The organism is Actinoallomurus bryophytorum, assembly GCF_006716425.1.
Lineage (GTDB): Bacteria > Actinomycetota > Actinomycetes > Streptosporangiales > Streptosporangiaceae > Actinoallomurus > Actinoallomurus bryophytorum.
Map to the genome: position 1 here is coordinate 2063257 of NZ_VFOZ01000001.1, position 18409 is coordinate 2081665.

The 18409-nt window shown below is 72.0% G+C and carries 20 protein-coding genes; 16 read left to right on the top strand and 4 right to left on the bottom strand.

Annotated features, from left to right (window positions below; all coding sequences use genetic code 11):
• The first annotated feature begins 65 nt into the window (after nt 1-65).
• Both eccCb and FB559_RS09635 read left to right on the top strand, forming a co-directional pair.
• Nucleotides 66-2294 carry a type VII secretion protein EccCb gene (eccCb, locus tag FB559_RS09630; protein WP_141955290.1) on the top strand — a complete coding sequence of 743 codons (2229 nt, stop codon included), beginning with the start codon at nt 66-68 and terminating at the stop codon, nt 2292-2294.
• Nucleotides 2295-2668: 374 nt separating this feature from the next.
• Nucleotides 2669-3310 carry an HNH endonuclease family protein gene (locus tag FB559_RS09635; protein ID WP_246121479.1) on the top strand — a complete coding sequence of 214 codons (642 nt, stop codon included), beginning with the start codon at nt 2669-2671 and terminating at the stop codon, nt 3308-3310.
• A 51-nt stretch (nt 3311-3361) separates the two neighbouring features.
• Here FB559_RS09635 and FB559_RS09640 read toward each other — a convergent pair whose 3' ends face one another.
• The gene (locus tag FB559_RS09640; RefSeq protein ID WP_221639935.1) at nt 3362-4201 is read right to left on the bottom strand and encodes a GH25 family lysozyme; all 840 of its coding nucleotides are present in this window, start codon (nt 4199-4201) and stop codon (nt 3362-3364) included.
• 427 nt (nt 4202-4628) lie between these two features.
• On the opposite strand from FB559_RS09640, the gene FB559_RS09645 reads away from it, so the two are divergent.
• The 5 genes from FB559_RS09645 to FB559_RS09665 all read left to right on the top strand — a co-directional run bounded on the left by FB559_RS09645 (nt 4629) and on the right by FB559_RS09665 (nt 7953).
• Nucleotides 4629-4970 carry an ArsR/SmtB family transcription factor gene (locus tag FB559_RS09645; RefSeq protein WP_246121481.1) on the top strand — a complete coding sequence of 114 codons (342 nt, stop codon included), beginning with the start codon at nt 4629-4631 and terminating at the stop codon, nt 4968-4970.
• Nucleotides 4967-5413: an SRPBCC family protein gene (locus FB559_RS09650; RefSeq protein ID WP_141955292.1), complete on the top strand. Its 447-nt coding sequence runs from the start codon at nt 4967-4969 to the stop codon at nt 5411-5413. Before FB559_RS09645 ends, FB559_RS09650 begins: the two co-directional genes overlap by 4 nt.
• Nucleotides 5410-6789, top strand: coding sequence for an MFS transporter (locus tag FB559_RS09655; RefSeq protein ID WP_141955293.1), 1380 nt, complete (start codon nt 5410-5412; stop codon nt 6787-6789). Before FB559_RS09650 ends, FB559_RS09655 begins: the two co-directional genes overlap by 4 nt.
• A 137-nt stretch (nt 6790-6926) precedes the next feature.
• Nucleotides 6927-7385 (top strand): protein-tyrosine phosphatase family protein, encoded by a 459-nt coding sequence (locus tag FB559_RS09660; RefSeq protein ID WP_141955294.1) that lies wholly within the window; start codon nt 6927-6929, stop codon nt 7383-7385.
• A gap of 61 nt (nt 7386-7446) precedes the next feature.
• The gene (locus FB559_RS09665) at nt 7447-7953 is read left to right on the top strand and encodes an OsmC family protein (protein WP_141955295.1); all 507 of its coding nucleotides are present in this window, start codon (nt 7447-7449) and stop codon (nt 7951-7953) included.
• Here the strand turns inward: FB559_RS09665 and FB559_RS09670 are convergent.
• Nucleotides 7940-8410 (bottom strand): MarR family winged helix-turn-helix transcriptional regulator, encoded by a 471-nt coding sequence (locus FB559_RS09670; RefSeq protein ID WP_221639936.1) that lies wholly within the window; start codon nt 8408-8410, stop codon nt 7940-7942. The two genes, FB559_RS09665 and FB559_RS09670, sit on opposite strands and share 14 nt — an antisense overlap.
• Before the next feature lie 84 nt (nt 8411-8494).
• Here FB559_RS09670 and FB559_RS09675 point away from each other — a divergent pair, with 84 nt between their 5' ends.
• The gene (locus FB559_RS09675; protein WP_141955296.1) at nt 8495-9142 is read left to right on the top strand and encodes an FMN-dependent NADH-azoreductase; all 648 of its coding nucleotides are present in this window, start codon (nt 8495-8497) and stop codon (nt 9140-9142) included.
• A 61-nt stretch (nt 9143-9203) separates the two neighbouring features.
• Here FB559_RS09675 and FB559_RS09680 read toward each other — a convergent pair whose 3' ends face one another.
• On the bottom strand, nt 9204-10457 hold the full coding sequence (locus FB559_RS09680; protein WP_141955297.1) for an MFS transporter: 1254 nt from the start codon (nt 10455-10457) through the stop codon (nt 9204-9206).
• A gap of 70 nt (nt 10458-10527) precedes the next feature.
• Here FB559_RS09680 and FB559_RS09685 point away from each other — a divergent pair, with 70 nt between their 5' ends.
• Genes FB559_RS09685 through FB559_RS09695 form a run of 3 tightly spaced genes read left to right on the top strand, consistent with a single transcriptional unit; the run spans nt 10528 to nt 12642 of the window.
• On the top strand, nt 10528-11505 hold the full coding sequence (locus FB559_RS09685; protein ID WP_141955298.1) for an ArsR/SmtB family transcription factor: 978 nt from the start codon (nt 10528-10530) through the stop codon (nt 11503-11505).
• Nucleotides 11506-11539: 34 nt separating this feature from the next.
• Nucleotides 11540-12106, top strand: a complete 567-nt coding sequence (locus tag FB559_RS09690; RefSeq protein ID WP_141955299.1) for a helix-turn-helix domain-containing protein — start codon at nt 11540-11542, stop codon at nt 12104-12106.
• Complete coding sequence (locus FB559_RS09695) at nt 12103-12642, top strand: GNAT family N-acetyltransferase (protein ID WP_141955300.1); 540 nt, start codon at nt 12103-12105, stop codon at nt 12640-12642. Before FB559_RS09690 ends, FB559_RS09695 begins: the two co-directional genes overlap by 4 nt.
• A 159-nt stretch (nt 12643-12801) precedes the next feature.
• Here FB559_RS09695 and FB559_RS09700 read toward each other — a convergent pair whose 3' ends face one another.
• On the bottom strand, nt 12802-13773 hold the full coding sequence (locus tag FB559_RS09700) for a zinc-binding dehydrogenase (protein WP_141955301.1): 972 nt from the start codon (nt 13771-13773) through the stop codon (nt 12802-12804).
• A 212-nt stretch (nt 13774-13985) separates the two neighbouring features.
• On the opposite strand from FB559_RS09700, the gene FB559_RS09705 reads away from it, so the two are divergent.
• The 5 genes from FB559_RS09705 (at nt 13986) to FB559_RS09725 (ending at nt 18330) form a co-directional block, all read left to right on the top strand.
• Complete coding sequence (locus tag FB559_RS09705; RefSeq protein WP_281286325.1) at nt 13986-14534, top strand: TetR/AcrR family transcriptional regulator; 549 nt, start codon at nt 13986-13988, stop codon at nt 14532-14534.
• A 140-nt stretch (nt 14535-14674) separates the two neighbouring features.
• On the top strand, nt 14675-15103 hold the full coding sequence (locus tag FB559_RS09710) for a hypothetical protein (RefSeq protein WP_141955303.1): 429 nt from the start codon (nt 14675-14677) through the stop codon (nt 15101-15103).
• Between the two features lie 200 nt (nt 15104-15303).
• Nucleotides 15304-16524, top strand: coding sequence for a GAF domain-containing sensor histidine kinase (locus FB559_RS09715; RefSeq protein WP_141955304.1), 1221 nt, complete (start codon nt 15304-15306; stop codon nt 16522-16524).
• Between the two features lie 45 nt (nt 16525-16569).
• Nucleotides 16570-17436 (top strand): helix-turn-helix transcriptional regulator, encoded by an 867-nt coding sequence (locus FB559_RS09720; protein ID WP_141955305.1) that lies wholly within the window; start codon nt 16570-16572, stop codon nt 17434-17436.
• A gap of 129 nt (nt 17437-17565) precedes the next feature.
• Nucleotides 17566-18330, top strand: a complete 765-nt coding sequence (locus tag FB559_RS09725; RefSeq protein ID WP_141955306.1) for an alpha/beta fold hydrolase — start codon at nt 17566-17568, stop codon at nt 18328-18330.
• Nucleotides 18331-18409: the final 79 nt, after the last annotated feature.

Below are 18409 nucleotides of genomic sequence, written 5' to 3' on the forward strand. Positions count from 1 at the left end.
TCCGAACGGTTCCGAGGGACTCCGGAGATCCGCCGGCGCTCGTCGCGGCGTTAAGGAGGGTTCCGTTGGATCCAGATCGGCGTCGGGGCCCGCTCGGAGACGACGCGGCGGACGCGGGATCGGCGACATCCGTGTTGCCCGGCACCTCGACGGGCCCCCCACCCACCGGCCGATGGTCACGCGTCCTCTTCCTGGGTGAGGAAGGGCCGAGACGCGCCTTCGCCCACGCGGTCCTCGCCCGGCTCGCCGCCGCCCACTCTGCCGACGAGCTTCGGATCGCGGTCGACGCCTCGCCGTTAAGCCGGGGCGAGTGGGCATGGACGCGCTGGCTCCCGCACACCGGAGAGAGCTCCGCGCTTCTCGTCGATGCGGAGTCCCGGCCGGCCTTCGCCCCGGACGTACGGCCGAGCGCGGAGGAGCCGCTCGTCGTCGTGGTGCTCGACGGCGCGGACCGGCCGGCCGGTGACCGCCTCACCGCCGAGGGTCTGCGCAACACCGTCGTACTCGACCTCGACGCCCGCCGCCACCGGCCGGGCCGTACGACACTGCGCCTGGACGCCGGGCCCGGCGGCGTCACCGGGACGTGGGTCGGCCAGGACCGTGCGCAACGCTCCGCGCCGCTCGCCGACGCCGGTGCCGCCGCGGCTCTCCTCGCCCCCCGGCCCGCGGACGCCGGCCCCGGCAGCCGGCGGATCACCGCGGCGCTCGACGCCATCGGACCGGACCATCCCGAGGCGTGGTCGCGACCGCTGACCGCCCCGCCCACGATCGACCATCTGCTGCCGCCGCTCGTCCCCACCCACGACCGCGGCCTGACCACCACCACGGCTTCCGAGGGCGGACCGCTCATGGTCCCGCTCGGCATGGTCGATCGGCCCTTCACCCTCGTCCCCGACGTCCTGCGGGTGGACCTGACCTCCCACCTGCTCGTCTCCGGCCCGGCCGGCAGCGGCCGCAGCACGCTGCTGACGACGCTCGCGGTCGCGCTCGCGCTCACGCACAGCCCGCGCGAGGCCCAGGTCTACTGCCTCGACCCGGGCGGGTCGCTGGGCGCGCTGTCCGGCCTGCCGCACGTCGGCGCCGTGGCGGGCGATGCCGAGACGGCCCGCGCGACGCTCGCCAAGCTCACCGCTCTGCTCGACCACCGCGAGCGATTCTTCTCCGAGCACGGTCTCGACGGGATGCCCGGGTACCGGTCCCGCCGCGAGGAGTTCCCCGGCGAACGGTACGGCGACGTCTTCCTCCTCGTGGACGCCGCGATGCCGGACACCTACGAGGCCGATCTGGCACGCCTCGCCGCCGACGGCCCCCGTCACGGCCTCCACCTGGTCGTCACCGCCGACCGCGGTCCGGAGCCGCCCACCTTCCTCCAGGCCGGTACGGGACTGGAGCTCCGCCTCGGTGATCCCGCCGGCGACCCGCCCGTGCCGGGGCACGGCATGATCGGCGACGCGGAGTTCCTCATCGCGCTGCCGCGCATCGACGGCGAGGAGAGCACCCACGGTCTGCCCGCCGCACTCTCCGCGCTGGTGGCGGAGATCGCCGAACACTGGGGCGAACGCCCCGGCGCGCCCGGCGTACGCGCGCTCCCGGCGGTCGTGCCGGTCGGCTCGCTGCCCGAGCCCGGCGGCCCTCTGCGTGCCGTACTCGGGGTGGACGGGGGTGAGCTCGCCCCGGTCGAGCACGACTTCGCCACCGCGCCGCACTTGATCGTGACCGGGGAGGCGGGAAGTGGCAGAACCAACCTGCTCCGGCTCGTCGCGGAGTCGATCGCGCTGTCACACACTCCGCTCGAGGCCCGGATCCTCGTGGTCGACTACCGCGGCGGGCTGCTGCACGCGATACCGGAGGAGTTCGTGCTGGGCCATGCCTTCTCGGCCGGGGTGCTCGGCGAGCTGATCAGCGGCACCGCCCTGGCGATCGGCGAGCGGGTGTCGCCGGAACCCGGGGGGCCGGCGGCACGCGACTGGCACGGGCCGCGGCTGTTCATCCTCGTCGACGACTACGAGCAGGTACGCCACGACGGGCGGAGCCCGCTCGGACCCCTGGTGGAATACCTTTCGCGAGGCTACGAGCTGGGCGCGCACCTGATCGTCGCGTGTTCGTCGGGCGACGCCGCGACCACTGATCCGCTGCTGCGCGGTCTCCACGACGCGGGCGCGGGCACCCTGCTGCTGTCCTGCCCGCCCGAGGAGGGCGACGCCGGCATCGAGCCTGGCGACCTGCCGCCGGGCCGCGCCCGCTATCGCGTGCGGGACGAGACCATCCTCATCCAGACCGCGCTGGTCGGCTGACACGGCTCGACGACCGGGAAGTGTCCTCTCCGGTAGCCGGAGCCCCTCGTCCGTACCGGCGTCCCCCGCGTTCGGCAGACCTCGCCAATCACTGGATGAACCGAGGCATCCGGTTGGACCTGCGTTAACACACTGTTCCGGCGCCGTACCAGGCGATGCCCGACGACCCATTCGAGGCCACTTCACCGTTGCGGCAGATCAGCGGGATCCGCCGTCACGTCATGGGCGATGTCCGACGAATACGAAGAAAGCCCGCGATAAGGATTTGATATTTCATAGGCCGTTGTATTTAGTAACGCTCCGTTTTGCCCGACTGCTCCGTTAGCGTCCAGAGCCCCCGACCTGGCCGGGGCAGCAGGCAGAAGGAGAAGCTCGTGAAGCGAGCCTTCGCCGCCCTCTCCGCCGTCCTGGCCGTCGTCCTCACACTGACGCTCACGCTGATGCTCGTCTCCGAGCCGGCGAGCGCCACCCCGCCCAACATCCCCTCCGCGAGCACCGCCGCCAGCCGGCTCGCCACCCTCACCGTCGCCACCGAGAGTCACCAGTCCACCTACGACCGCGCGCTGTTCCCGCACTGGATCACCATCAGCGGGTCCTGCGACACCCGCGAGTCCGTACTGAAGCGCGACGGTACGGGTGTCGTGACCAGCTCCAGCTGCTCCGCCACGTCCGGCACCTGGCGCAGCCCGTATGACGGGGCCACCTGGACCGCCGCGAGCGACGTCGACATCGACCACATGGTCCCGCTCGCCGAGGCCTGGCGCTCGGGCGCGTGGGGGTGGACCACCGCGCAGCGGCAGGCGTACGCGAACGACCTCGGCGGACCCGAGCTGTGGGCCGTCACCGACAACGTCAACCAGTCCAAGGGCGACCAGGACGTCACGACCTGGAAGCCCTCGCTGACCTCGTTCTGGTGCACGTACGCCCGCGCCTGGATCCAGGTCAAGTACTACTACGACCTCACGCTGCAGAGCGCCGAGAAGACCCAGCTGACCTCGATGCTCGGCACCTGCTGACATGCGGATGGCGCCCAGCGGCCGCTGGGCGCCATCGGCGTTGCTACCGGATCAGGGAGTGTTGTTGGCCAGCGCGAGGAGCCGGGCCGCGGAGCCGTTGAACACGTCCTGGTCACCGGGGAACGTGCCACCGTCGGCCCACTGCCAGAAGGTGTAGAAGCCCCAGCCCGCGGGGAGCGTGCCGACGCTGCTGGAGTAGCGCGCGATGTCGAGCGGGTCGTTGCCCGCGTAGGCGCTGGTGTTCCCCGTACAGGTGGTCCACCAGTCGGTCGTCGTGTAGATCGTGGCCCAGCGGGTGGTCTTGGCGTGGTACTCGTTCAGGAAGGCGGTGATCCACGTACGCATCGCCGCCTGGCTGATGCCGTAGCACGTGGAACCGTTCGGGTTGTACTCGATGTCGAGCATGCCGGGCAGCGTCTGGTTGTCCTTTGACCACGCGCCACCGTGAGCGGCGAAGTAGTCGGCCTGCGCGGCACCGCTGGAGCTGGCGGGCTGCGCGAAGTGGTACGCGCCGCGGACCAGGCCCGCGTAGTACGCGTCGGTGTAGTTGGCGCTGAAGTTCGGGTCACGGTAGGTCGTGCCCTCGGTCGCCTTGATGTAGGCGAACTTCGCACCCTGGTTCTTGACGGTGGTCCAGTTGATCGTGCCCTGCCAGTGGCTCACGTCGAGCCCGGGCAGCCCACCGGGGGCGAGCTTGGGCGTGATGGTGACCCGCTGCCCTTCGTGGGCGGCGATGGTCGAGCCCATCCAGTCACGCTCGGGATGGGCCATGGGGTTGGGGGTCGCGGCACCGGCGGGGACGGTGAGACCGACCGTCGCGATGCCGACCGCGGCGGCGAGGGTCGTGGCGGATCTCAGCCAGCCGAAGCGACGGCGAGGGGATGCAGCCATGGGGGTTCTCCTTCAAGGGGGCGGGTCCATGAGGACTGGCAGCACCTTGATTTCGACAGATAATGACCTTCCTGGCAATGGCAAGGAAGGAATATTTCTTACCGGAGGTTTACTGACGGGGCGTTTGGCCACGTAACGGTATGGGTCATGGACCACGGCCGGATCCGGCCAACAGGGTGCCTGGCGCCTCCGAAAACCCCGTCCGGAACCGGATCCTCCAGCCGTTCGACATCAGACCGTAATCCGCCCCGGCCGCCCCGGGCCGAAGGGGACTCGAACCCCCGGCGACGCAGCACCGAACAACGGCCGAAACGTGCCGGCATCCCGCCCGGAGCCGTTGACCAGGCGCTGAACATCCGCGCCATGACGGCGGCCCATGGTTAAGCATCTACTTGACTATTCGGTCGCGGCACCTACACTTAGGCAGGTGCTTAACTATGACGCCTCGCTGGACCGGGTGTTCCAGGCTCTGGCGGACCCCACCCGACGGGACATCGTCGAACGGCTGACGCGCGGACCCGCCTCGGTCAGCGCGCTCGCCGAGCCTCTGGCCATGTCGCTGCCGGCGGTCATGCAGCACTTGCAGGTCCTCGAGACATGCGGGCTGGTCCGCTCCGAGAAGGTCGGCCGAGTCCGTACCTGCCACATCGAACCCCCCGCGCTCCGTGCCGCCGAGACATGGCTCGCCCGGCAGCGCACCGCCTGGGAGACCCGGCTCGACCGTCTCGGCGACCACCTGACCGACTCACCGGAAGAGGGAAGATCATGACCGACCACCACGTGACCCACTCCACGTTCACGCTCGAGCGCCTCTATCCGGCCCCGCCCGCCCGCGTCTTCGCGGCGTGGGCCGACCCGGCCGCGAAGGCCCGCTGGTTCGCCGCGGCCGGCGGCGAGCACGAGCTCGACTTCCGCGTCGGCGGCCGTGAGGTCAACCGCGGCCGCCATGGCGACGGGCCGCTGCTGAAGTTCGAGGCGCACTACCAGGACATCGTCCAGGACGAGCGGATCGTCTACTCCGCCACTCTCCACTCCGAACAGACGCTGGCCACGGTGTCGCTGACGACGGTCGAGCTCTTCCAGGACGACGGCGGCACCCGTCTCGTCCTCACCGAGCAGGGCACCTACCTCGACGGCCACGAGGATCCGGCCTGGAGGGAGCAGGGCACGGCCGGCTGGCTCGCCGCCCTGGACACCGAGCTGCGGCGGTGAGCGCCGCGCGCCGCCGGTGGGTGCTCGCCCTGCTGGGGGCCGCCTTCTTCATGACCATCCTGGACGGCACCAGCCTGCTCACCGCCCTGCCCTCGATCGAGAACGACCTGCGTCTCGGTGGCCCGGCGATCCAGTGGACCGTGACGGCGTACGCGCTGGCGTTCAGCGGGCCGCTGCTGCTGTCCGGCCGCGCCGCCGACCTGCTCGGCCGCCGCCGGATGTTCCTGACCGGCATGGCTCTCCGTCTGCTCGCCTCCCTGCTGTGCGGCCTCGCACCGTCGGCGGGGATCCTGGTGGCCGGCCGCGCGCTGCAGGGCGTCTCGGCCGCGATCATCGCCCCGGCCGCACTGTCCATGGTGATGAACACCTTCGCCGAGGGCGCCGAACGCAACAGGGCACTCGCCGTCTGGGGTGGTCTCGGCGGGGTCGGCGCCACCGCCGGCCTGCTGCTCGGCGGGGTCATCACCGAGACGCTCGGCTGGCCGTGGGTGTTCTGGATCAACCTGCCGGTCGGCCTCACCGTCCTCTGCGCCGCCCCGGCCGTGCTGCGGGAGAGCCGCGCCCCCGTACGCGGGCGGCCGTTCGACGTGGCCGGAGCCGTGACGGTGACCCTGGCCATGGCCCTTCTCGTGTACGCCGTCGCCGAACCCCCGGGCCCGATCCGCACCACCGTCCCACTGGCCGCCGGGCTCGCGATGGCCGCCGTGTTCGTCCTTGTCGAGAGGCGCTCCGCCGCGCCGCTCGTACCCTTCCGCGCGCTGCGCTCACGGGTGCTCATCGGCGGGAACCTGGTGGTCCTCACCGCCGGCATGACCGTCGACGGCATGCTCGTCACCCTCACGGCGTACGCGCAGCAGGTGCTGGGCTGGTCGGCGACGCGGTTCGGCCTGGTGGCCGCGGTGATGACGGTGAGCGCGGTGGCCGGCGGCCTCGCGAGTCAGCGGCCGGCGACCCGGCTCGGCGTACGCCGGGTGGCCGCCACGGGGACGGTCCTGCTCGCCGTCGCGTGCGCGCTGCTCACCCGGATGTCGCACGGCGGCTCGGCCGTGCTGGTCCTGACCGCGCTGCCCGTCTTCGGCGCGGGCATGGGCGCCGCTGCGGTCTGCGGCCAGATCGCCGCGCTCACCGGCGTCGCCGAGCGGGACTCCGGCCTCGCGGCCGGTCTCGCCGACACCTCGTTCGCCGTCGGCACCGCGCTGGGGGTCGCGGTCTGCGGCAGCGTCGCCATCGCGGCCGGACCGGGAGCCGCCTTCGCCGCGGCCGGGCTGTTCGCCTGCGCCGGCCTGGCCGCCGCACTGTCGCTGCTCACCCGGCACCCGGAGCCCCCACCCGAAAGGCGCGGTGAATTTAATTGTTCCGGGTCGCGCCGCGCGTAATGAATCGTCATTATCGCCCATCCTGAGACGCACCTTCGCGACATATCATCGTGCAATAAAATTGGACGCCCACAAGGAGGCGAGAAGACGTCTGTGCGCCCTTTACTCCGAGCCTCTCGACGGCCGACAATGGGAACATGACCGCCTCTCGGCTCGCCGGCGCCGTTCAACTGCCCGACGGCTCCTGGATACGGGGCCGTGGCCTGCGCCGTCCGCCGCCCGGCGGGCCGGCACCCGACTTCGGTCTCTACCTCGGCTCGCGCCGTCTCCGCCGCCGTCACGACGGTGAGCCGTCCTGGCCGCACTCCTGGGTCGAGTGGCCCGACTTCCTGCTGCCGCGCGATACGCCACAGGCGGTCCGGGAGATCCACGGTCTGCGCGACCGCGCGCGGGCCGGGGCACGAGTCGAGGTTGCGTGCGGTGGCGGCGTCGGGCGTACCGGCACGGTGATCGCCTGTCTCGTGGTCCTGACCGGCTATCCCCCGGCCGACGCCATCGCCTGGACCCGGGCGAACCACCATCCGCGGGCCGTGGAGACACCCTGGCAGCGCGGGTGGGTCTCCCGTTTCCCACGCCATCGGCCCCGGGGCGGCTGAGGGGCGGCCCGGAGTACCGTACGAAGACGATGATCGTCCTCGCCCGCGGATCGGAGCCACCGTGGATCGTCAGTCACTACGTGACCGCCAGGCACCGCTGAAGGTCCGCTATCGGGAGGACCCGTCCTCCGCGCTGGTGACCCTGAAGGCCGAGGGCACTCTCGGTGAGGGTGTGACCTGCAAGGTCGACACCGGCCGGGCACTCGCCGAGGCCGGGCTGCACCCCGCGAGCGGGGGCGACGGCACTTCCCTGTGCTCCGGCGACATGCTCCTCGAGGCCCTGGTCGCCTGTGCGGGAGTCACCCTCCGCGCGGTCGCGACCTCACTCGGGCTCGACGTACGCGACGGGACCGTGCGCGCCGAAGGAGACCTGGACTTTCGTGACACGCTCGCGGTGGACAAGGTGACCCCGGTCGGCCTCACCGCGATCCGCCTGGCGTTCGACCTCGACACCGACGCCTCACCGGACGAGCTCGAAACGCTGATCCGGCTGACCGAGCGCTACTGCGTGGTCCTGCAGACCCTCACCACGTCGCCCAAGCTCTCGGTGACCTCTACCGCTCGTTGACCGCCTCGGTGCAGACCGGCGGCCCGCCGTTGGACGCCGCCTGCTCGAGCAGGCGGTAGAGCGTCTCCCGCTGGGTCTCGTCGAGCGCGCCCAGCACCTCGTTCTCGACCGCCGCGAGCGCGCACTCCGCCTTGCACAGGCGGTCCACGCCGGCGTCGGTGAGGTCGACGACGTGACGGCGCCGGTCCTCGGGTGAGCGCCGGCGCTCGATCAGCGCTTCGGCCTCGAGCTCGTTGAGCAGTCCGACGATGTTGGTCCCGTCCATCTCCAGCATGCTCGCGAGCGCCTGCTGGGTGCAGCCTTCGTTCCCGCGCAACACGGTAAGGGCGACCAGATGCCGCGGTCGGAGACCGAGCGGCGCGAGCACCGACTCGGCGCGCAGGCGTATGCGTCGCGCCAGGTGGTCGAGCAGCGCGCCCGACCGGTGCGTTTGCTGGTTGACGGGCGGAGGAGCCACGAACGAAGTGTATCCCAGAGCACCCTGGATCCATGTGATACAAATGATTTGTCCTACACAAATCATCCATGGGAGATCATCAATATGTCGCACCTGCTGCACATCGACTCGAGCATCCGGGGCGAGCACTCCATCAGCCGCAGGCTCACCGCCCGTGCCGCCGACGCATGGCGCGCCGCGCATCCCGGGGGCACCGTCACGCATCGCGACCTGGGACGCGACCCCCTCCCGCACCTCGACGAGGCCGGCGGCCTGGCGCGGATCACGCCGCCCGACCGGCACACCGCGGCCCAGGCCGCCTCGTGGGAGCTCACCCGCCGGCTGGTCGAGGAGGTGCGGCAGGCGGACACGGTCATGCTCGGCCTCCCGCTCTACAACTACGGCGCGCCCAGCAGCGTCAAGGCCTGGGTCGACCACCTCGTCGCCCCGGGTCTTTCGCTCGACCCGGAGACCGGCACCGGTCTCCTCGGCGGCCGTGAGTTCCTCGTCCTCGCGTCCCGTGGCGGCGGGTACGGCGAGGGCACGCCGCGCGACGGGTGGGACCACGCGGAGGCGTGGCTGCCGCACGGTGTGTCGGCGATGGGCCTGGAGCCGCGCTTCATCACGGCCGAGCTCACGCTCGCCGAGGTGCAGCCCGCGATGGCCGAGCTGATCCCGCTGGCCAGGGAAAGCCTCGCCGCCGCCGAAGAGGCGATCGACCGGCTGTGGTCCACCGAGTCCGTCCCGGCCTGAAGGGCGGCACCCGCCGGGGTGCCCACCGATCCGTCACCGGTGGGCACCTGGCACGGATCGCCTACCCGGCGGCCGTCCGCGCGAGGTCCGCGTCCTGCCCGGGCTCGGCCGCCGGCGGCACCACCCGGTCCTGAGGGCCGGGAACGGCCGTACGCCGGGCGATCGCCGGGCCCAGGGCTCCGACGCCGAGGGCGGCGCCGACCCCCGCGACGGCGCTGAACCACCAGACGACGGCGGGACCGGCGGTGGCGTACACCGCGGTGCCCGCCCCGAGCGCGATGAACCGGGCGATCCCCCAGGTCCACTGGTAGGTCCCCTGGTACCGGCCACGGGCGTCCTCGGGGGCGAGGCCCGCGACGATCGCGCCCGCGATTCCGCCGGTCGCCGCCTCGCCGACCGACCACAGCGCGACCGTCCCGCCGTAGGACCACACGTCGTGGGCCATCCCGGTGGACGCGACGCCGACCGCGATGAGCATGCTGGCCCCGACCAGCACCGGGATCTGCGGGACGCGGGCCAGGACGTTGGTCGCGATCGGCTGCAACACCACGACGAGGACCGCGTTGAGCGTGGCCATCAGCCCGAGCGTGGCCGGGGACAGCCCGTGGTCGCGGATGGCCAGCGGCAGGCAGACCTCCGTGAGCGAGTAGATCACCAGCGCGATGCCGAACAACGGCAGCAACGCTCGCATCAGCGGATCGCGGAACACCACCGCGTACCCCCGCCCGCTGACTCCCGCCGCGGCCCCACCGCCGCGCCCGGCCGGCAGCAGCGCGACCACGATGACGGCGTACGCCAGCGAGGTCGCCGCGTCCACCGCGAACAGCGACCAGTAACCGTGGGCCGCCAGGAACCCGCCGAGTATCCCGGCCATCGCCGTGCCGATGTTGACCGCCCAGTGGAACAGCGAGAACGCCGTACGCCGCCGCTCGGCCCTCACGGTGTCGGTCAGCAGGGCGCCGGCGGCCGGGCTGACCATGCTGCCCGCCGCGCTGAGGAGTACGGCCGCGAGCGCCAGCGTGACCACGTTCGGCGCGGCGAAGAGCAGCCCCTGCGCGGTGGCCGTACCGATCAGGCCGATGAGCATCGTGGGACGCCGGCCCGTACGGTCGGCGAGCAGCCCGCCGGCCATCGGCCCGACCAGGTTGCCCGCGCCGAGCGCGCCCAGGACGTACGGGACCTGTTCGGTGCGGACGCCGCGCGAGCCCAGGTAGAAGACCAGGAACGGCGTGACCACGTAACCGAGCCGGTTCACGACGGTGCCCGCGAAGATGATCCAGACGGCGCGAGGCAGCCCGCTGAAGGTGGAGAGCATGGTCGAAAGACTGCGGCGTGGCTAGGCTCAGAGCCATTGATTAAGCCCAGACCGAATCCACGGAGGCCGCATGCTGTCCGAGCTGGCCTTCACGGCCGATGACCTGGCGCTGACCCGCTTCGCGGTCTCGCAGATGTGGGAGGTCGTCACCAGCTTCCGGTTGCTCGCGTCGGGCTCGGCGCATCCGGTGCACCGGCCCTGGCTCGACCAGGTACGCCCGCGGGTGGCCGCCGCAGGGCTGGACTCGGGCTGGCTGGCCGATCTCGTCCCGTCCTCCAACTACCTCCCCGATTTCCTTACGCCGCCCCCCGGCGAGCCGGCACCCGCCCTCGCCGCGGAGCTGGCCGCCATACGCGCGACCCCGGCCGACCAGGTACGGGCCGACCTCGGCACCCTCGACGGCAAGAGCCGCGGCGGTGCGCGCCGCCGTGCCCTGCACACGGATCCCGGGACGCAGCTGACCCGCGTCACCGAGGAGATCGAGGCCTACTGGGAGGTGGCGCTCGCGCCGTACTGGGCCAAGATCCACGCGCTGCTCGACGCGGAGCTCTTCCGCCGCTCCCGTCAGGTGGCCGAGCACGGCAGCGGTCACCTCTTCAACGACCTTCACTCCACGCTGCGCTGGGACGACAACACTCTCCACCTCGTACGCAGGCGATGCGGTATCTCCCGCGCCAGCACCGGGCCGGGCCTGTTGCTGGTGCCGTCCGTGTTCGCCGTCCACGTCTTCACCTGGTCCCGCCCGCCGGCGCCGCCCCAGCTCGCCTATCCCGTACGCGGTATCGGAACACTGTGGGAGACCGGCCGGGTGCGACGCGCCGACGCGATCGCCGCCGTGATCGGCCGCTCGCGGACCACGCTCCTGATCGAGCTGGCGGCTCCGGCCTCCACGACCGACCTCGCCCGCCGTACCGGCATCTCGGCGGCCGGCGTCTCCCAGCACCTGACCGCCCTGCGCGACGCCGGAATGGTCAGCGCCCACCGCGCCGGCCGCTCGGTCCTGTACGCCCGTACGGCGATGGCCGAGTCTCTCCTCACCACGAGCTGACCCGGATTCCCAGATGTGGGATAGCCTCTCATATATGGGAGAGGTCGAGCAGATGGAGACCCGGCTGGCGGAGCGGCTCGCGGAGCTGCGGGTCGAGCGTGGCTGGTCGCTGGACGAGCTCGCGGGGCGTACGGGGATCAGCCGCTCGACGTTGTCCCGGCTGGAGCGGGTCGAGATCAGCCCGACGGCGTCACTGCTGAACACCCTGTGCGCGACGTACGGGCGGACGCTGTCGCGGCTGCTCGCCGAGGTCGAGCCGGAGCCCCCGCCGCTCGTACGCGCCGAGCGTCAGCCGGTGTGGCGGGACGACCATTCGGGGTTCACCCGGCGATCGGTGTCTCCGCCCCATGCCGGGTTGCGCGGCGAACTCGTCGAGGGCGTGCTGCGGCCGGGGGCCGACATCTCCTACGACGAGCCACCCGTGCCCGGTCTGGAGCAGCACATCTGGGTGCTGGAGGGCACGCTGGAGGTCACCACGGATGGCGCCGTCCACGAGATCCGCACCGGTGACTGCCTGCGTTTCCGGCTGTGGGGTCCCTCCCGGTTCCACTCTCCTGGCCCCGGCCGGGTCCGGTACGCGCTGATGATCGTGCTGCCGTGAGCGCCGTAACGTCCGGCGGGGTCACCATCACCCGGCTGTCCGCCGACGCGCTTCGCGACCACATCGAGGGGCTGGCCGCCCTGCTCGCCGAGAGCGTCGCCGGCGGCTCGTCACTCGGTTTCCTGATGCCCTTCGACCACGACGCGGCGGCGGCCTGGTGGCGCACCCGGCAGGCCGCCATGGCCGACGGCGGCCTCCTCGTCTGGGCCGCGGGCGGGCCCGGCGGTGTCACCGGCACGGTGAGCCTCGCGCTGGAGAGCAAGCCCAACGGCCGGCACCGCGGCGAGATCGTCAAGCTCATGGTCCGGAGCGACGCCCGTGGCAGAGGGCTGGCACGCGCTCTGCTGGCCACCGCCGAAGACGCGGCGCTACGGGCGGGCGTGACCCTCCTGCTCCTGGACACCGCCACCGGCAGCGCCGCGGACCATCTCTACGGCGCCACAGGCTGGACGCGGTACGGCATCGTCCCGGGGTACGCCGCCGATCCGGCGGGTTCCCTCGAGGACTGCAGCTTCTACTACAAGAACCTTCTCTGACCGCTGATACGTACGCCCTGCCGGTCCCGCGGCGAGCTGGACGCCGCGCTGACCCGGCCGAGACGGCGTCGACGATCGTGGCCGTCCGGCAGGGCGGCCGACGACACCGCGCGGTTCGACCGGGCCGTGGCCGGCGTCCTCGCCCTGCCCGCCCGGGCCCTAGGGTCTGAGGAGGACGGCGCCGATGGAGCGGCGTTCCTCCAGGTCGGCGTGGGCCTCGGGCGCCTGCTCCAGCGGGTACGCCGCGTGGACGCGCGGGACGAGGTCGCCCGCGGCGGCGGCGTCGAGCGCCCGCTCGGCATCCGCACGCTGCTCCGCGGCGGGCTTGGCGAAGGCGATGGCCAGCGGTGCGACCACCGACAGCCCGCGCCGTACGAGCCGGCCGGTGTCGAGCCCGACCCAGCTGCCGGACGCGAGGCCGTACACGCCGAACCTCCCGCCGCCCTCCGCGGTGGCCTCCAGCGCCTGCTCGCCGACGGTGCCACCGATCGCGTCGAGGACGACGTCGGCGCCCCGCCCATCCGTGGCCGCCCTGACCTCGGCGACCCAGCCGGGCCCGCCGTAGTCGACGGTGACATCGGCGCCGGCCCCGGCCGCCGCGGCGATCTTTCCGGGGCCGCCGACCGCGCCGATCACGCGGGCTCCCGCCGCCCGGGCCAGCTGCACGAGCAACGAGCCGACGCGGCCCGCCGCGGCGGTGACCAGCACGGTCTCGCCGGCCCGTACCCCCATCACCGACAGGATGCCCGCGGCGACGGCGCCGGCCTGGAACACCGGGACCGCCCGCTCCAGCGGCAGCCCGTCCGGCACCGGATAGACGTTTCCGGCCTCGGCCAGGGCCGCCTCCGCGTACCCGCCGGCGTTGCCGAGCGTGGTCGCGACGACGAGGCGTCCCTCCAGCGACGGGTCGGCGTCCGGCCCGACCTCCACGACCCGGCCGCCGACCTCCATGCCCGGCTCGTACGGCAGCGGGACCGGATGCCGCCCCGAACGGACGATCGTCTCCCCAAAGATCACTCCGGCCACCTCGACGGCCACGACCACCTGCCCGGCCGACGGGCGCGGCGCCTCCGCCTCCTCGATCCGCAGCACCTGCGGCGGCCCGAACTCACGCACTCGAATGACGCGCATCAACCGTCTCCCTGTCGATTGACGGCACGCACCGATCGAGACACGATGTCTCATCTGGGGCGAACCGTCCGAGAACGAGTCTCGCCACGGCCCGCCCACCGCGGCAAGCGTCAGTCCGGCCGCACCGTCCCATCCGAGACAAGGAGCGCGAACTGTCTCAGCCGACCGAGAACCTCCGCGTACGGCGCACCCGCACCCTGCTCCGCACGGCGCTGGTCGAGCTCATCGAAGAACGCGGCTTCGACCGGCTGACCGTCGGCGAGATCACCCAGCGGGCCATGGTGAGCCGCGCCGCCTTCTACCGGAACTACAACGACAAGTTTCACCTGGTGGAGCAGATCTTCGACGAGGCGGTCGTCGCGCTCGTCGGCACGATGTCCGATGACGACCGGCCGGTACGGGAGCGCTGGACCTCCTTCTTCGAGCACATCTCCACCTACCACCGGCTCTACGGCGCCCTGCTCGGCAGGACCGGCAGCCCGTGGTTCGCCAACAGGATGCGGACCACCCTGGCCGAGTTGGCCGAGCGGCACGTGCCCAGCACCGCCGGCGTCTCCACCGGGCTGGTGCCCACCGTCATCTCGGGGATGTTCGTGCAGACCATCACCTGGTGGCTGGAGAACGACCGGCCGTCGCCGCCCCACGAGATCGCCGACAGGTCCGCGAGGCTCGCCTCCGCCATCCTCGCCGAGGCGAACAGCTGGCCGGGACCGCCGCCCGTCCGCTCGCGGCGGCGACCGGCGGGCGAGAGGGGGACGTGATCGGCTCTCTTCGGCGGGGCAGGGCAGAATCGAGGCGATCGGGACACCCCTGGACGGAGCCCGCCGGCCGTTCCTCCCCCGAACGATGATCCGGATGTCTTTGATCTGCAGGGGTATGCCCGACATGATCAGGAGGTCAGATGAGACTGTCCATGAAGCCGCGCACCGCTCCCGGCCGGGTGGCCACCGGTGCGTACATCCTCCACACCGGGCTCGAGAAACTGAACGGCGGCGACGAACGCGCCACCGGCGTGCACAGGACGGCCGCCAACGCCTTCCCGTTCCTGGAGGCGGTCCCGCCGCGCCGGTTCCTGCGCGCGCTCGCCATAGCCGAGATCGCGACGGGTACGGCACTGCTCGCGCCGGTCGTGCCGGCGGCGCTCGCGGGCGCCGCGCTCACCGGGTTCTCCGGCAGCCTGCTCGCGATGTACATGCGGACCCCGGCCATGCGCCGGCCGGGCAGCATCTGGCCGAGTCAGGGAGGCGTCGCGGTCAGCAAGGACGTCTGGATGCTCGGTATCGGGCTGGGCCTGCTGGCCGACGCCGCGTCCGAGCGGCGGAGGAAGTGACCACACCGGTTCCCCGCGGAGGCTGACGGGCCGGCCGTACGCCGTTCGCGTCGTCCGAGTGAGGCGTGTCATCAGGCTGAGGGTGGGTCGCGTGGTCCCAGGATGTTTCTGGCCTTCCTCCCCCGCGCCGGGCCGCGCAGACTCGGGGAGCAGATGCCGACGTGCCCAGGAGACGATCGGCCACGGGAGAAGGGCCCGCCATGACGGCCGATGACGCGTCGCGCGTCTTGACCCACCATCACGCGGGGGAGACAGGATGCGTTCTCGGCGGCGCGCCGGCCGCGGTGGACCGGCTGCGCAGCGAGCAGGCCGGGCTCCGGCGGGTGGCGACTCTGGCCGCCGGAAGGCCGGTGGCGTCGGCGGTCTTCACCGCGGTGACCGAGGAGGTACGCCGGCTGCTCGGCGCGGCCGGCGCACGGATGCTCCGCTACGAACCCGACGGCTCGGCGACCCTCGTGGCCTGCAGCGACGCCCCCGGGACACGACTGCCCCGCGTGCCCCGCTGGACGCTTGAAGGGGACAACGTCCCCAGCCGCGTATGGCGAGGCGGGCGCCCGGCCCGGATGGACGGCTTCACGCACGCGTCCGGGCGGCTCGCCGCCTTCCTGCGCGACAACGGAGTCCTCAGTGCCGTCGGTGCGCCGATCATGGTCAAGGGACGCCTGTGGGGCGTGATGGTCGCTGTCTCGATCGCGGACGGCCCGCTGCCCCCGGACGCCGAACTCCGCCTGTCCGGCTTCACCGAGCTCGCGGCGGCGGCCATCGCCTGCGCCAACACCAACGCCGAACTGGCCGCCTCACGTACGCGCATCGTGGCGGCCTCGGACCAGGCCCGGCGGCGCATCGAACGCGACCTGCACGACGGCATCCAGCAGCGCCTGATCTCCATCGGGCTCAGGTTGCGTCGGACCGTGAGGGAGGACCTTCCGGCCGGGTCCCACCGGGCGCGGTCTCGGTTGTCCGAGGTGGCCGGCGAGCTGGAGGAGGCGATGACCGACCTGCAGGAGACCGTGCGCGGCATTCACCCGCCGATCCTCACCCAGGGTGGACTGGAGCCGGCGATCAGGACGCTGGCCTGCCGCTCCCCCGTGCCCGTGGAGCTCGATGTACGGGTGCCGGAGCGGCTGCCCGAGATCACGGAGGTCACCGCGTACTACGTGGTGGCGGAGGCTCTCGCCAACACCGCGAAACACGCGAACGCGACCGTTGCATGGGTCCGTGCCGAGATCCGGGCCGGCCACTTGCGGCTGTCGGTACGGGACGACGGCATCGGGGGCCTGGATCCTCGTGCCGGCTCCGGCCTCATCGGGCTGGTGGACCGGGTCGAGAGCACCGGCGGCACCATCGCGATCTCCGGACCGGCCGGCGGTGGCGCCTCGCTCCGCGTCGATCTCCCCCTCATACCGGAACAGGGCCGATGACCCCCTCGATCGCGCCGCCCGCGACCGGCGGTGAACACTGAATGTATGGACGTGGAGCTGGGGGAGTTCCTCCGCGCGTGCCGCGGGCGGCTGCGCCCGGCCGACGTCGGACTGCCACAGCCCACCTCACGGCGGCGCGTGACCGGTCTGCGCCGCGAGGAGCTCGCGCAGCTCGCGGGCGTCAGCGCCGACTACTACACGCGGCTGGAGCAGGGCCGCAACCGTACGGCCTCCCCCGCCGTGCTCGACGCGCTGGCCAGGGCCCTGCGCCTGGATGACACCGCGCGCTCCCACCTGTTCGATCTGGCGGGGCCCGCTCTGGCCCAGCCACGGCGCGATCTTCCATGCGCCCAACGGGTACGCCCGGTCACCGTCCGGCTGCTGGAGGTCCTGGACGGCGCGCGATGTCCCGCGTTCGTGCTCGGGCGCCGTACCGATGTCCTGTTCACCAACCGGCTCGCCGCGGCTTTGATCACCGACTTCGACGCCCGCCCGGCCCCGGAGCGCAACTACGGGCGCTTCGTGTTCCTCGACCCGTACGCCCGCAAGCTCTACCCGGACTGGGACGAGGTCGTCGCCAACGTCGCGGCCATGCTCCGCCTGGACGCGGGACGCAACCCGGGCGACCCGTGGCTCGGCAAGCTGGTGGAGGATCTGTCGGCCGCGAGTGAGCCGTTCCGCCGCTACTGGGCGGCACACCAGGTCCATGCCCATACCGAGGGCCCCAAGCGCTACCGCCACCCCGTGGTCGGCGACCTCACCGTCACGTACCAGGCGCTGATGATCACGGGTGCGGACGACCAGGAGCTGATCGTGTACACGACCGAGCCCGGCTCCGCCTCGGAGACCGCCATACGGCATCTCTCCGGCTGGGAAAGCCCGGCCGCGTGGGGCGGGAAGCCACGGCAGTGATCCTTAGGGAAAGGTCCCGTGCCTGGTCCCGAAGTGGCCTCCCGCCGCCTTGGACTCGGCCGATTCCGTACTGGTGGAGGGCAGGAAATTGATGCGACATATGCGGGGCCACTGGCTACCGTTCGCCGCATGACGCTCTCTCACGACGTGGCCGGCGATGGGCCGGCGCTCCTGCTCCTCCATTCCGCGGTATGTGATCGACGCATGTGGGATCCGCAGTGGCAGGCTCTGATCGACGCCGGATACCGGGTCGTCCGCTGCGACTTCCAGGGATTCGGCGAGTCTCCGATGCCGGGCGGCCCGTACAACAACGCCGATGACGTCACCGAGCTGATGGGGACCCTCGGCATCGAGCGCGCGACGCTGATCGGATCCTCCTACGGCGGCCGGATCGCCCTGGAGACGGCCGCACGCCGGCCCGACATGATCACCTCCCTCGTCCTCCTGTGTGCCGGCTCGCCCGATCATGTGCCCAGCGACACGCTGCGGGCCTTCGGCGCTCGCGAGGACGAACTGCTCGAGGCGGGCGACGTCGACGGGGCCGTCGACCTGAACGTGGACACCTTCCTGGGGCCTGAAGCCGACGACGCGGTGCGGGAGCAGGTCCGCCTGATGCAGCGGCACACGTTCGACGTCCAGCTGGCCGCGGTCGAGGAGTTCGCGCAGGTGCGGGTGGAGGTGGATCTGTCACGGATCACGGCTCCGTGTCTCGCCGTGTCCGGAGGCAAGGACCTGCCGGACTTCCGCGAGATCGCCATCGGGCTGCCGGAGCGGCTCTCAGGCGCCCGCCACCACGAGCTGCCCTGGGCGGGCCATCTGCCCAGCCTGGAACGCCCCGAAGTGGTGACCGACCTGCTGACGCGGTTCCTGCGCGAGAACGTACGAGACACATAGACTTGACCGCAGACAGAGTGTATCGATAAATTCGGCGACGCTTCACACCAGGGCCCGGACGACCGCGCCTGGAACAGAG